Below are 13276 nucleotides of genomic sequence, written 5' to 3'. Positions count from 1 at the left end.
CTAGCGAAGACCAACGCGGTGGAGAACTGAAGAATTCACCATTTGCTGAAGCGGGATACACTGATAATTCACGAAATGATTAATCTGGCGGAGCGTTTTGATCAGGGACTGGCGCGTTTTTTCAGCCTGTAATCAAGCGTTGCGCGTGTGAGTCCGAGCAACTTGGCCGCCCTGGAAATGTTACCACCCGCCCGCTCCATAGCGCGGTCTATCAACACCTGCTCCAGAGCGGAAAGCTCACAGCCCTGCTCAAGTAACCTCTCGGCTAACTGGTTCAGCTCTGCTTCATTGGGCGCTTCTGACACGGAACTTGGCATCGCCTGCGGAAACAGGTGCGAGGCTTCAATCTGACCGCCATTATCTGCCAGGATAATACCGCGCTCGATAATATTACCCAGCTCTCGGATATTCCCGGGCCAGTGATAATCACGCAACATGGCCATCGCACGATCCGTGATACCACGGAGAATTTTCCCATGCAGACTGGAGTACTTGTCGACGAAGTGCCGCGCCAGTTCGGGAACGTCATCAATGCGCTCCCTGAGGGCAGGTACCGTTACCGAGTAAACATTCAGACGATACAGCAAATCTGCGCGGAACCTGCCTTGTCTGACTGCCTCCTCAAGGTCTTCGTTGGTGGCGGCGACCAGTCGCACATCAACCTTGCGTGTTCTCGTATCCCCTAACCGCTCAAGCTCACTTTCCTGCAGCACACGCAGCAGGGCCGCCTGTGCCTGCGGAGACAACTCTCCCACCTCGTCGAGGAACAAGGTGCCGCCGTGCGCGCGCTCAAAGCGACCTGGTCGGGATTGATCGGCGCCTGTGTAGGCGCCCTTTTCCACACCAAACAGCTCGGCCTCTATCAGGTCGGCCGGGATTGCCGCGCAGTTGACTGCGATGAAAGGCTTGTCACGACGCGGGCTCCCCTGATGCAAGGCCTTGGCAAACATGTCCTTGCCGACGCCAGTTTCACCCAGCAGCAGAACCGTCACTTTGCTTTCAGCCGCCCGTGCCAGCAATTCACGCACTTTCAGAAACTTTGCCGAGCATCCCACGAGATCACCAAAGCTCTGTTCCGCCGTGAGGTTTTCACGTAATGCCGTAACCTGAGACTGCAGCGTGAACAACTGGTCTGCAATGCGATCAGGGCGGTAGTAGCGCAGCAGTTCCTCGGCATCGTCCCACTCTTCAACGGGACGCCCCTCAATGCGGCAAACCTTCTCGCCACATCCCATGCAGCCCAGTTCACGGAAGAGGATCTGACGGCCCGTGAAGCGTGTCGTGAATCCACTGGCATAGCCGATCTGCGACCAGCACACGGGTTCATAACTCACGCCGTACTCGGCGAGAAATATTTCCGCTTCAAAGGAATGTTGCCACTCAAAAACGCCGTGAAAGGTCTTGCTGGTTTCGTCGACATCCATGCTGACGGGTACAACCTTCACCTGCCCGGTCATCATATGGGATTGGGGACCCACGGAAAACGTTTCAAACATGGGGGCATCAGGGCGCAGGCGCCGCGCCGTATCCGCGTCGCGTTGACCGGCGATATACCCCATGCGAATCAGCAGGCCCTTGGCCCGGTCTATCCCCAGAGATTCGATCATTTCCTTGCGCAAGGCTTGCAGTTCGCTGCTGCGCAACAGCACCATACGTTCTTCCGCCAGCCAGATGCGGCCCTCTTCAGGCTCGAAGCGCAGAAGCTCCTGCAGGTCATCAAGTGCCGGTAGATCCGGCAGTTCGTTGCTCATTACCGTGCCCATGTTGGCTTATTCTTATGGGGAGTCACCGCGTCCCGCTGCGCGCACACGTTACACCGACTGACCCGACTTTACAAAGCCACCGGGATCCCGCCCTGAAACCGACGTGCACAACACAACGGCACCGCATCCGGCCCCATGCAGACAGAAACCCCTAGGGGCATCGCTCACCGGATTCGTCGTGGCAGATTTTCTCAAAGTACGTCAGGCCTTTCATGGCTATCTCCAGACCACTGTTAATGAGGTCTACCGTGTGTTTGGTGACCTGCTGAATGTCTTCTACCTTTGGTTGAGATTTCAGACAGCGTGTAACCGAGGGGCTCAGTGCATATTCCCCCATACCCACGGAACAGGTCATGCGAACTTTGCCGGCCAGCATGCCGGAGCTCACTTCCATGTTGGCCCTCGCCGTCTCGATTTCATCGACTGCTCTGCGCGCGGGCTGATCGATCGTATCGACGACCTCGGTCACCTTGAGTTGGTGCGACGTGCGCCGAATAAGTCGAACCCCCAACTGCTACCTGTTCGTCGTTCTAACGGTGGAACGAAGTGATCGGCGATTGCCGTTTCTTAACCTCATTCTCCCCATTTAAGCGTGCTCTCGGTGAATTGAAAGACTCACTGCATAGTCAATAAGGAGAAGACCATGAACATGCCAGCCACGCTGACCAGGGATCTCAAAGGCTCCCGGTCAAGCCATACATTTCGCTGCAAGCCCCTGAACATCATAAACCTGCGGCCCGGCGACGCTTACTGGCTTAAAGCCGGAAGCGACGCCGTTCAAGATGAAAAGCCGACTGATGGTTCGGGCTTCATCGAAGCCCCGCAAATTTTCGTCAGAGGACGGTCTGTTTTGGCGGGCAGGTGGCTGTTTATTCCAAGAGCACAAGCAACACTTTCGGGCTCGACGCAGTTACCAATGGGATGGACTTATTCTCACCCATTTTCGGCAGTCGTTAACGAGCCTGCAGCTTTTTGGCTAATGCCGGAATATGCAGCACCGTCGCATTATGAGCCTCGGAAGATTCAGCCAGCCAAGTGATCACTTCAGCAACCGTTCTGGCTGGCGTTGCATCGGTAAACTCTGCCAGCGCGTCACTCAAGCCATTTGCTTTCATCACTTCGGTAACAACAAACCCGGGCTCTACATTCATAAACCGCAGATTTGAACCCTTGTGCTCCACCCGTAGAATCCCGGCCATACGTATCAGCGCAGCCTTTGATGAAGAATAGGCAAACCCCCATCCACCCTCGCCTGCGGGCGCAGGCGGGTCAATTTCGGCAGAACCTGACACCATATTGATTATAGTCCCTGACTGCCGGTCCAGCATGCCCGGTAATACAGCCTGAACGGCAGCGAGTGGCGTAAAAACATTCCCTTGATAAATATCCCTAATCTGTTGCGCAGTAATATCCATAACATGCTGCATATTTCCCATTCCCTGAAAACAGGCGTTGTTGAACAGCACGTCGATATGACCGTAGTGGCCTAGCGCCTGTTGAATGGCCGCCAACACGGTTTCAGGTTTCAGGATATCCGAGCGCATACACAAGGCCTGGCCGCCAGCAGCGCGCACAGCGTCTGCTGTAGATTCCAGGCTTCCCGGCAAGGCCTGGGTATTTGACTGGTAGCTCCCATGCTCATGCTGCTCGCCGTCACATAAACTACGTGCCGTGATCGCCACATCGTATCCAGCGTGGGCCAGAGCAACGGCGGTTTCAGCCCCTATACCTCGGCTGGCACCGGTAATAAAAGCAACTTTCCGTGTCATGCAATTTCCTCCAGGCATTCGCTGCCGACTAATTGTTATATTTGCCAGCCCGCCAAGGGCAGGCCCTGTGTTCAGCCGATCTACAAATCAGGCAGGGCCTAGCTTAACGGCTATTCGGCAGCTGCACGGGCGAGCAGCGCAGTGAGCCTGGCAGCCTCCTGCCCCTGCGCGCCGCCGCCCCGCTGATGGGCAGCCAACTGCCGACGCAGCTGCCCGGGCAGATCGGCAGGCTGCCAATCCGTCACCAGCTCCGTACCCGCGAAGTCACGCACCGGTTGGCCAAGTTCCAGCAGCAGTTCCAGGCTATATACAATGCGCCCGTGCAATACGGGGTCACGTGTAGTGCACAGGACGGTGGCCGCTTCCACCATCGTCTCCAGCGGCTCGAAGAAATCCGCATCCAGGTAACCGGCGTCGCGGACCTGGGCCAGCTCCGGGGTAAGCACCGCGGCCTGCGGCGTCAGCGCGTTGACCGTGACCCCCGTACCCTCGACTTCGGCAGCAAGTCCAACCGTCATCCGGTTGAGGGCGGCCTTGCTCGCACCATAGGCGCTACCCGCCTGCGCTGGCGCTGTCTTGCCGAACGGCGGGCCAGCGGGCAACTCCGCCACCGACGTGGTCAGGTTGAGAATCCAGCCACAACCGCGTTCTTGCATCCCCGGCAGAACCTGTTGGGAGAGTCGCCAGGGTGCCCATACGTTGACCTGCTGCAAAGTTTCCAGCTCCGCGAGCGTCCAGTCTGCAAAGGGCTTGTAGTCACCGGCCGCTGCGTTGTTCACCAGAATGTCGATGCCGCCAAAGTGGGCCTCCACCTGTGCCACCAGAGATTCTCGCTGCGCCGGGTCGGCGAGATCACACACCAGCGGCAACACCTCACCGCCTGCGGCTTCTATTGCCGACTGGGTGCGCTTCAGGCCGTCAGCGCTGCGTGCGGTAATTGCCACGCGCGCCCCTTCGGCCGCAAGGCGCATGGCAATTGTGGTACCACAGCCACCCTTGCTGGCGCCAGTGACGAGGGCTATGCGGCCTGCACAAGTTTTTGCCCTCATGCCCCTATCCCACTTGCGGGGCGCGGTGAAACACGGCTCATGCTCATGATATTTACTCCTCGTATGCCTTTATTATGTTTCGAGTGTTGCATGAGGCCCCCGTCGTTGCCACCGGCCGGCGTGGATTGTGCCCCCGCGGTTCAACAATGCGATTCAGGCGCGCGGCAGTCTCCAATCATGTAATACCAAGGCAATTGCTCCGTCAGATTTGACGGCATGTGCGCGCCAAATGAATACCCGGCCAACATAATAAGCATAGTGATAAAAAATCTTTGGATCATTGGCGCCACTGCTCTAGGATGCCCCTCCTCAAATACACGCCTCGGCACTCCCGAAGTACTCTGTCCAACACACCTGGTGATTACCGATGACTCCCAAGCACGTTCATTTACCCAGCCTGCTGTTATTGGCGGCAATCGCCACCGGCCATGCCCATGCCACCAACGGCTACTTCACCCACGGCACCGGGGTGCGCGCCCAGGCAGTTGCCGGCGTCAGTTTTGCCCTTCCCCAGGATGCCCTGGCGGCGGCAACAAACCCCGCCGGCACCGCACTGGTGGGAGATCGCCTGGACGCCGGGCTCACCTGGTTCCAGCCCGATCGCAGCTCATCCATTTCCGGCAACCTGGCCGGGGCCAACGGCAGTTATGACGGCAACGATGATGCCTGGTTTCTGCTACCGGATATCGGCTTCACCAGAGCGGTAAATGAGCAGCTTAGCTGGGGGATCGCCGTATACGGCAATGGCGGTATGAATACAGGGTATGAAAGCAATCCCTACGCGGCGTTTGGCGCTACCGGGACTGCCGGTGTCGATCTGGCGCAGGCATTCATTACACCCTCCGTCGCCTGGAAGACGGGTGCGCACAGCTTTGGCGCGGCCGCGACCTTTGCCTACCAGCGCTTTGAAGCGCGTGGCCTGGCACCCTTTGATGGTTTCAGCAGCCGTCCCGGTTCGGTGACGGACCGCGGGCACGACAGCAGCACTGGCTGGGGCATGAAACTGGGTTGGATGGGGGACGTTCACGAGAACGTTACTCTCGGTGTTGCCTGGTCCTCGGAAATCGATATGTCGAATTTTGATGATTACGCCGGCCTCTTCGCCGACGACGGCGGTTTCGATATCCCCGCGTCCTATGGCGCAGGCATCGCCTGGGAGGCATCAGAAGCCCTGACTTTGGCGGCCGACTGGCAGCGCATCCTGTACAGCGACATCACCTCCGTGGGTAACCCGCTGGCACCTTTACTGACGGGCGTACCCCTGGGTGTTGCAAATGGCCCGGGGTTCGGCTGGGAAGACAGCGACGTGTACAAGCTGGGGGCGGTTTACCGTGTTTCCGGCGCGCTGACACTCCGCGCCGGCGTGAGCCACATGGATCAGCCCATCCCGGGCTCGGAGACCTTCTTCAATATACTGGCGCCCGGTGTGATCGAAACCCATGTGAGCCTGGGCGCAAGCTGGGCCCTGTCCGACCGGAACGAATGGAACGTTGCCTATACCCACGGGCTTGAAAAAACCGTACGCGGCACCAATTCCATACCCATGCCGTTTGGTGGCGGTGAAGCCGACCTCACCATGCACCAGAACATACTTGCAATCGGATATACGAGACACTTCTGATGGATATAGCCTGGTCCCTGTTTACACCCTGGCACTCATTGGCCGGCGGGGCGCTGATTGGCCTCGCCGCGAGCCTGCTGTTGCTTGGCAACGGGCAGATTGCCGGCATTAGCGGCATACTCGGCAACCTGTTAACCCGCGAAGGACGTGCCCCATGGCGGCTCGCCTTCCTGGCGGGCATGGTGCTGTCTCCACTGCTGCTGTGGCCGGTGATGGTGGAGGTTGCTCCCGCGACCGTTCAGACCCCGGATATTGATACGCAGACGGTTGCGCGCCTGTTGGTGGGGGGCTTTCTGGTCGGCCTCGGCACTCGCCTTGCCAACGGCTGCACCAGCGGGCACGGCGTGTGTGGCCTGGCGCGTTTCTCCCTGCGCTCACTGGTCGCGGTCATCACCTTCATGGGGGCCGGCTTTGTGACGGTTGCGCTATGGCGGCTTATCAACGGAGGCGTTGCGCTATGAAAAGTGCCTTCACTGCAATGCTCGCGGGCCTGCTCTTCGGCAGCGGCCTGATTGTGTCAGGCATGGTTAATCCCGCCAAAGTGCTCGGCTTCCTCGACCTCACCGGGCAGTGGGACCCGTCCCTCGCGCTGGTAATGGTCAGCGCAATCGTGCTGTCCTGGGTGGGCGTGAAAGTCGCAGCTCGACGCAGCGACCCGGCCTGCCCTGTCGACCCGTCCGTCAAGCCCATCGACAAACCACTGGTACTGGGCAGCATCATGTTCGGTATCGGCTGGGGCCTGAGTGGTTTTTGCCCAGGCCCGGCGGTTGTTGCGGCCAGCGATTGGTATTGGCCGGCGCTGGCTGTCATGGCTGGCCTGCTACCTGGCCTCGCGGTCGCAGGCGTATTTCAGGCTCGAGAAAGGAATAGCGCTGGCTAATGTGCTGGAGCGCTGGATTCCCCCGAGGTGATTCTCACAGCACCCAGGGAATCAGCACCTTGCGCTCTCGCGGGTAATTATCGAATTTGTTGAGGTACCAGCGGTGTACCTGAAACGCACGCGGTATCAGGTTGGCGGCACTGACAAACAACACAAAAAGCGCGCCGGGGGACCAGGTCGCAATTGCAAAGCCCGCAAAAGACACCAGTTCGGTAAAGTAACTGGGGTTGGTGACGTAGCGGAAGAGCCCCCCTTGGGGAATGCGGTAAATGCGTTCTCCACTTTCCACTTCAGCCTTGCTCCGCAGATTGCGGATGATCGCGTCAGAGTGCACATTCATGACAAAGCCAAACAGGTAGATGGCCATCCCCAGCAGGAACCGCGGGTCGGTCAACCAATCGGGCGTGAGGTGCGTGGACAGGTGAGAGATGAATACCGCGTTGAGGTAACCGTGCAGGGTGGTGACCAGCCAGCCGGCGACCACCACCAGCAAACCAAAGGTACCTTTGCTGCCACTCGCAACGCGCATTAGCAGCGGGAAAATGAAGCCGCGATTGGTGTAGTGAATAAGCCACACACCGAGGAAAATCATCGGCACCCACTCATTCGCGTTCTTGCCGTGCAGGTAAAACCAGAGAAAGCTCAAAGTGGCCGGGAGCTCCATAAGAAACCACCCCAGCCGAGGTGAGAGCGAGAGCCCCGCACCCTCCGAGCCGAAACGTCCGTAAGGTGCCTTTGACAGGAAAGCACCCACCAGAATGAAAGCGGCGTAGACAAAACTGCCGGCCAGGATTGTGTTGTACGCTTCAGCTGACATTAGCCAGTCCATGACTTCTCCTTCGCAGCTGCCCGGGCAGGCGCGTTCAGTTTTCGTGAGGCTCAGTTACGGCGAGCCGTGGAACCTTGGATCACTTGCGACCCGATGGGCGCCCAGCGGAGCTGCTCTGGGTACGACTTTCTATACAGCCAGAGACAGCCCACCCTTCCAGCGCGCCCACACGCCATACGGCAGATTTGCCACAATCCTCGCGCACCAGAAGCCCCCTATGCACTACACTAGCACCAAAGATCTTTGTCTCCGGATAGTGACATGCAGTATGCGATTGGCCAGGTCGTCTGGCTCAAGGTGGTAGAAGTGAACGCGTTGGGGGCCTTCGCAGATTGGGGGCAGGCAAAGGATCTCTTTATCCCTTTTGCCGAGCAGCAGCACCCACTCACGCAGGGCACCCATACCCTGGTGAGAATTTTTGAGGACAATCAGGGCAGAGTCGCGGGCTCCACCCGAATTGATCACTGGATAGAGGACACCTCCACAAACCTCTCGCGGGGGCAGAAAGTCAGCCTGATCATCGCTGACCGCACGGAACTTGGCTTCAAGGCTGTTATCAATGACCAATGCTGGGGCTTGCTATACAGCAATGATCTCTACCGCCGAATTCGCAAGGGCGAGACCGTGGAGGGGTACATTCACAATATACGCGATGACGGCAAGATTGATCTGTCGCTTAACCAACCGGGTTTCAGCAAAGACAAAATGGATACGGCATCCGGTAAAATTCTCGCGGCGCTCGAGAAAAATCAGGGCTTTTTGCCGCTGACGGATAAATCCTCACCGTCCGATATCCACGCCGCTTTCGGCTTCAGCAAGAAGGTATTCAAGCAGGCGATTGGCGCCCTATACAAACAGCGCGTGATTGTGCTGGAAAAGGAAGGGATCCGGCTAACCTGAGTTCTGCTATTCTTTCCCGGCAGGCTTTGTTATCATTAGCCGTCTCCTGGCGCGCATCGGTCTGCGCCAAAGCGAAACGCCACATCTTCTCCACGCTCTGTGTCACCCGGTGCTCGATGAGCACCCAAAGCACCACCCAAACGCATCCCGTTCTGGACCGAACCATCAACCAAGTAGATTGGCTACTTCGCATGTTGGTCAGACGAATCCGTAAGCCAAAACATCAGGATTAACATCACGTGTTCTTTAAAGATCTCGGCCTTTCCGCCGAACTCCTACGCGCAGTAGAAAAACAGGGCTATAGCGAAGCCACCCCCATACAACAACAAGCGATTCCACTGGTGCTGCAGGGCAAAGACCTGCTGGCCGGGGCGCAAACAGGCACCGGCAAAACGGCTGGCTTCACCCTGCCCGTGCTACAACAGCTGCAGAACAAATACCCCGGAAGCCAGAAGAGCTTCCCGAAAGTGCTGGTACTCACGCCGACCCGTGAACTCGCCGCCCAGGTACATGAAAGTGTGCGGGACTACGGCGCGTACCTGCCCTTCCGATCAGCCGTAATTTTTGGCGGCGTCAGCATTAACCCGCAAAAGCAGAAGCTCATCAAGGGTGTCGATATCGTCGTGGCCACCCCGGGTCGCCTGCTCGATCACGTGCAGCAGCGCAGTGTGGACTTGTCTCGCGTGGAAATTCTGGTCCTGGACGAAGCGGACCGGATGCTGGACATGGGCTTTATCCACGACATCCGCAGAGTGATGAAAGTCATCCCCAAACAGCGCCAGACTCTGCTGTTCTCCGCCACCTTTTCCAATGACATCAAGAAGCTTGCCGCGGAGTTTCTGCAGCACCCGGCAGAAATACAGGTAACGCCGGAGAACACCGCAACTGAACTGGTCAGCCAGACCGTGTACCCGGTGGACAAGAAACGCAAGCGTGAGCTGCTGTCGGAAAAAATCGGCGACGAAAACTGGCAGCAGGTGCTGATATTCACCCGCACCAAGCACAGCGCGAACAAGCTGGCGGAGCAACTGGGAAAAGACGGCATTACTGCAGCTGCAATCCACGGCAACAAGTCACAGGGCGCCCGCACCCGAGCGCTGTCTGACTTCAAGGCGGGTAGTGTGAGAGCACTCGTCGCCACTGACATTGCAGCACGCGGTATCGATATCGATAAATTGCCCCATGTGGTGAACTTCGAGCTGCCGAACGTGCCGGAAGACTACATTCACCGTATCGGTCGCACGGCACGCGCAGGGCAACAGGGCAGTGCAATTTCTCTGGTCTGCGTGGATGAGCTGAAACTGCTGAAAGACATTGAGAGACTACTGGGCACAGCGATTCAGAAGGTGCACGCACCCGGCTATGACGTCGATCCGAGCATCAAGCCAGAGCCCATTCAAAATGGCAGCAATCGAGGTGCCGCTCGCAGCAGGCCGGGTGGCGGTGGAAGAGCGCCGGGCCGTGGCCGCCCAGGCCCAGGGGCGTCCGGCAACGCTGCGCGAGGCCGTTCTGTCAGCGGCAACCGACGCGCCGGCTGATTTCGACTGAGCGGCGCCTACAGGTTCAACTTCAAGGTATCCCGCGCCTCGCGCGCCAACTCCTCCTGAAAGCTTGGGTGGGATATGGCGACAAGGTCCCTTGCCCGCTCACGCAGTGAGCGCCCGCGAAGCTTGGCGATACCGTACTCCGTGACCACATAGTCAACTTGCGCGCGCGTGGTCACGACTCCCGCGCCACTGGCCAGCGCTGCCACAAGCCGCGTCGCTTTGCCGTCTCGCGCCGTGCTGGGCAACGCGATGATGCTCTTTCCGTGGTCTGAATATGTCGCGCCAATGACAAAATCGACCTGCCCACCAACGCCCGAGTAAATACGATGACCGATCGAGTCGGCGCAAACCTGTCCGGAAAGATCTATCTGCAATGCGCTATTGATTGACACTACCCGAGGATTCTTGGCGATGACTGTGGGGTTGTTGACGAACTCTACATCCAGAAACACCACCTCCGGATTATCGTGCACAAAATCGTACAGAACCTCACTGCCCAACGCGAAACTGGTAACAGTTCTGCCACGCGCTATACGTTTATGCGAGTTGTCAATCACGCCGCTCTCAATAAGCGGCAAGACGCCGCTGGAGAACATTTCCGTATGAATTCCCAGATGCTGGCGATCGCCGAGGCAACGCAAGGCGGCATCCGGAATGGCACCAATACCCATCTGCAAGCACGCGCCGTCTTCGACCAGCGAGGCAACATGTGCGCCGATACGCCCCTCTGTTGCGCCCGTCTGGCGCTCACTCACGTCCAGAAGTGGTTCGTCCAACTCAAACGCCGTGTGAATGTTGCGCGTATTGATAAAGCCATCGCCATGCGTGCGCGGCATACGTGGATTGATATGGGCAATAATCCGCCCCGCAACTTCACAGGCGGCCGCTGTCGCCTCGACTGAAATGCCCAGGGAGCAATTGCCATGACGGTCTGGCGGTGAAACCTGCACGAGCACGGTATCGATTGTCTGCTCCCGCCGACGAAACAGCTTGGGCAACTCTGAGAGGAACAGCGGCACGTAGTCTGCTCTGCCCTGGTTAATCAACTCGCGGGTTTGCTTGCCGGCAAAAAAGCAGCGGTGTCGGAGGTGCCCATCAAGCTCAGGCGCGGTGACCGTATCCGCGTTTTCCAGGTGCAACTGCATCAGCGTGATGTTGCTGCGGGACAGCGCATGGCGCGCGAGTGCATCGAGAAGTCGTGTCGGTGTAGCGGCCATGGAATGACACCAGACAAACTCATCGGAATCGATAAGTTCAATTGCGCGTTCGGCGCTATCTACAAGTCGCAATTTTACCTCCCATTAATGGCTCAGGCGTTACCTGTGATTTCCTCGCACGTATTGGTCCGCAAAAGCCTCCAGCTGCGCGCGGAGTTTTTTGTTTCCGGTCTGATTGAGTGGACGAAGAGCGAGCAAGACTACAAGTATACGCGACCGCAAGTTTCAGCGTTGGGTTCTTTGAAGCGCAGCACTTATGTAAGCGCACATGCCCAACGCGGCGTCCGTAGCCGTACCCTATGTCGAAAAATCGTCTGTGTACGCATCATTACCTTGACGCTGCTGCCAGTGGAACTTAGCCTCAGTTCTTTTCGACTATAAAATGGAACTCATGCGCAAGTTTTTTGCCACAGCCCCGGCTGGTGACGAAGTAGAAAGCGGTGTCGCCGAACGCCGCACGGCAACCCTGATGGCGGTATTGGCTTTTATGGCCCATAACGCTGCGGTCGGGCTGTGTTACGGCTCATTCGGCGTACTGGTGATGGAGTTTGAGCGTCATTTCGGTGCTGGCCGGGCGCAAACCTCCCTCGCGTTTTCTCTGGTCGTGCTGGCCAGCGGCTTGATGGCACCCTTTGTGGGCGCCTTGCTGGGCCGCGTGCAGATTCGCTCGGTCATGGTCAGCGGTGCGCTGCTGGCAAGTGCGGGGTTCTTTTGCCTGACACTCACCCAGCAGCCTGCCGCGATGCTCGTCTGCTTTGCCCTGCTGATCGGTCCGGGTATCAGTTTTCTCGGCTTATTGCCCGCAGTCACACTGGTCAATAACTGGTTCAGTCAACGCCAGGGGCTGGTGCTGGGACTGGTTATGATGCCGGTCGCCGTCACCGTGGTACCGCTGATAGTCGTCAACCTGCTCCCGACCTTCGGTTTCGAGGCACTGCTGCGCGGTATTGGCTTCGTATATCTGCTGATTATTCCAGCGCTGCTATTGGTCAAGGATAGCCCCGAGCACTGGCGCGCCAGCGCCGTGAATCGGGGCGATGCCGAGGGTAACGTTAGCGGTCAAGGCGCTCATCAATCGCGGCCGTCCATAGCCGAGGTACTGAAGCATCCCGCATTTCTGCCGTTGGTCATCGCCACCGGACTCATGATGGGCGCCGGTGTCGCCAAGAATACCCACATGGTGCCACTGCTGGTGGAGAGCCACTGGTCGATGGAAAAAGCGACGCTTTTGCTCGCGGTGTCCGGTGGCTGCGCGGTATTGGGCTCGCTGCTACTCGGCTGGCTCGCTGATCGTTACAATGCCGCGGCAGTCATCGCATTCAACGCGCTCCTGCAGGCTGTGGTCTGGCTCATCCTCATCACCCCCGCCTCCTTCGCGCTGTTGGTGCTGGACGCCATACTGATTGGCATGTGCATCGGTGGCATCTCAACGGCTAAAGCGGTTGTTGTGTCTCGCGTTTTCGGTCGACAGCAATTCGCGTTTGTCAGCGGCCTGATGGGGTTCTGTACCTTGCCACTGTTGTTTACCTTATCACCACTCATGGGGTTATTACGGGAAACCAGCGGTGGTTATGTACTGCCGATTTCGCTGATTATCGGCGGATTTTGTGTCGCTGCCGCCTGCATGTGGCTGGTGAGCGGGGTTGAACGCCGGCAGCCGAACCCTGCGCAGGCGGAGCTGGCACCAGTAACGTACTAGCG

General features: G+C 58.2%; 12 protein-coding genes. 6 read left to right on the top strand and 6 right to left on the bottom strand.

Going from position 1 to position 13276, the window contains the following annotated elements:
* Positions 1–101: 101 nt before the first annotated feature.
* The 4 genes from EGJ68_RS06310 to EGJ68_RS06295 form a co-directional block, all read right to left on the bottom strand.
* Positions 102–1751, bottom strand: coding sequence for a sigma-54-dependent Fis family transcriptional regulator (locus EGJ68_RS06310; RefSeq protein ID WP_123033627.1), 1650 nt, complete (start codon positions 1749–1751; stop codon positions 102–104).
* Positions 1752–1914: 163 nt separating this feature from the next.
* Positions 1915–2274 carry a LysR family transcriptional regulator domain-containing protein gene (locus tag EGJ68_RS06305; RefSeq protein WP_158283540.1) on the bottom strand — a complete coding sequence of 120 codons (360 nt, stop codon included), beginning with the start codon at positions 2272–2274 and terminating at the stop codon, positions 1915–1917.
* A 442-nt stretch (positions 2275–2716) separates the two neighbouring features.
* On the bottom strand, positions 2717–3532 hold the full coding sequence (locus EGJ68_RS06300) for an SDR family NAD(P)-dependent oxidoreductase (RefSeq protein ID WP_158283539.1): 816 nt from the start codon (positions 3530–3532) through the stop codon (positions 2717–2719).
* A gap of 110 nt (positions 3533–3642) precedes the next feature.
* Positions 3643–4581, bottom strand: a complete 939-nt coding sequence (locus EGJ68_RS06295) for an SDR family NAD(P)-dependent oxidoreductase (RefSeq protein ID WP_123033624.1) — start codon at positions 4579–4581, stop codon at positions 3643–3645.
* A gap of 367 nt (positions 4582–4948) precedes the next feature.
* On the opposite strand from EGJ68_RS06295, the gene EGJ68_RS06290 reads away from it, so the two are divergent.
* The 3 genes from EGJ68_RS06290 to EGJ68_RS06280 are packed head-to-tail and all read left to right on the top strand — an operon-like array spanning position 4949 to position 7082.
* Positions 4949–6202, top strand: a complete 1254-nt coding sequence (locus EGJ68_RS06290; protein WP_123033623.1) for an OmpP1/FadL family transporter — start codon at positions 4949–4951, stop codon at positions 6200–6202.
* Positions 6202–6663: a YeeE/YedE family protein gene (locus tag EGJ68_RS06285; RefSeq protein ID WP_123033622.1), complete on the top strand. Its 462-nt coding sequence runs from the start codon at positions 6202–6204 to the stop codon at positions 6661–6663. Before EGJ68_RS06290 ends, EGJ68_RS06285 begins: the two co-directional genes overlap by 1 nt.
* A complete protein-coding gene (locus EGJ68_RS06280; RefSeq protein ID WP_123033621.1) occupies positions 6660–7082 on the top strand; it encodes a DUF6691 family protein in 423 nt (140 codons plus the stop codon). Before EGJ68_RS06285 ends, EGJ68_RS06280 begins: the two co-directional genes overlap by 4 nt.
* Positions 7083–7116: 34 nt before the next feature.
* Here EGJ68_RS06280 and EGJ68_RS06275 read toward each other — a convergent pair whose 3' ends face one another.
* A complete protein-coding gene (locus EGJ68_RS06275; protein WP_123033620.1) occupies positions 7117–7911 on the bottom strand; it encodes a methyltransferase in 795 nt (264 codons plus the stop codon).
* A gap of 261 nt (positions 7912–8172) precedes the next feature.
* Between EGJ68_RS06275 and EGJ68_RS06270 the strand changes: the two genes are divergently transcribed.
* Positions 8173–8811 (top strand): CvfB family protein, encoded by a 639-nt coding sequence (locus tag EGJ68_RS06270; RefSeq protein WP_123033619.1) that lies wholly within the window; start codon positions 8173–8175, stop codon positions 8809–8811.
* Positions 8812–9050: 239 nt separating this feature from the next.
* Positions 9051–10349, top strand: coding sequence for a DEAD/DEAH box helicase (locus tag EGJ68_RS06265; protein WP_123033618.1), 1299 nt, complete (start codon positions 9051–9053; stop codon positions 10347–10349).
* A 17-nt stretch (positions 10350–10366) separates the two neighbouring features.
* On the opposite strand, the gene EGJ68_RS06260 is transcribed toward EGJ68_RS06265, so the two are convergent.
* Positions 10367–11647 carry an acetyl-CoA hydrolase/transferase family protein gene (locus EGJ68_RS06260; RefSeq protein ID WP_123033617.1) on the bottom strand — a complete coding sequence of 427 codons (1281 nt, stop codon included), beginning with the start codon at positions 11645–11647 and terminating at the stop codon, positions 10367–10369.
* Positions 11648–11966: 319 nt separating this feature from the next.
* On the opposite strand from EGJ68_RS06260, the gene EGJ68_RS06255 reads away from it, so the two are divergent.
* Entirely contained in the window at positions 11967–13274 is a 1308-nt protein-coding gene (locus EGJ68_RS06255) for an MFS transporter (RefSeq protein ID WP_158283538.1), read from the top strand.
* Positions 13275–13276 lie beyond the last annotated feature (2 nt).

Source organism: Haliea alexandrii (assembly GCF_003719295.1).
GTDB classification, from domain to species: Bacteria; Pseudomonadota; Gammaproteobacteria; order Pseudomonadales; family Halieaceae; genus Haliea; species Haliea alexandrii.
This window is presented reverse-complemented; position numbering and strand designations above follow the sequence as displayed.

Bases quoted from the DNA above. Each gene is read 5' to 3' on its own strand.
- EGJ68_RS06310 (WP_123033627.1), bottom strand. From the start codon at position 1,751: ATGAGCAACGAACTGCCGGATCTACCGGCACTTGATGACCTGCAGGAG.
- EGJ68_RS06300 (WP_158283539.1), bottom strand. From the start codon at position 3,532: ATGACACGGAAAGTTGCTTTTATTACCGGTGCCAGCCGAGGTATAGGG.
- EGJ68_RS06295 (WP_123033624.1), bottom strand. From the start codon at position 4,581: ATGAGGGCAAAAACTTGTGCAGGCCGCATAGCCCTCGTCACTGGCGCC.
- EGJ68_RS06290 (WP_123033623.1), top strand. From the start codon at position 4,949: ATGACTCCCAAGCACGTTCATTTACCCAGCCTGCTGTTATTGGCGGCA.
- EGJ68_RS06285 (WP_123033622.1), top strand. From the start codon at position 6,202: ATGGATATAGCCTGGTCCCTGTTTACACCCTGGCACTCATTGGCCGGC.
- EGJ68_RS06280 (WP_123033621.1), top strand. From the start codon at position 6,660: ATGAAAAGTGCCTTCACTGCAATGCTCGCGGGCCTGCTCTTCGGCAGC.
- EGJ68_RS06275 (WP_123033620.1), bottom strand. From the start codon at position 7,911: ATGGACTGGCTAATGTCAGCTGAAGCGTACAACACAATCCTGGCCGGC.
- EGJ68_RS06270 (WP_123033619.1), top strand. From the start codon at position 8,173: ATGCAGTATGCGATTGGCCAGGTCGTCTGGCTCAAGGTGGTAGAAGTG.
- EGJ68_RS06255 (WP_158283538.1), top strand. From the start codon at position 11,967: ATGCGCAAGTTTTTTGCCACAGCCCCGGCTGGTGACGAAGTAGAAAGC.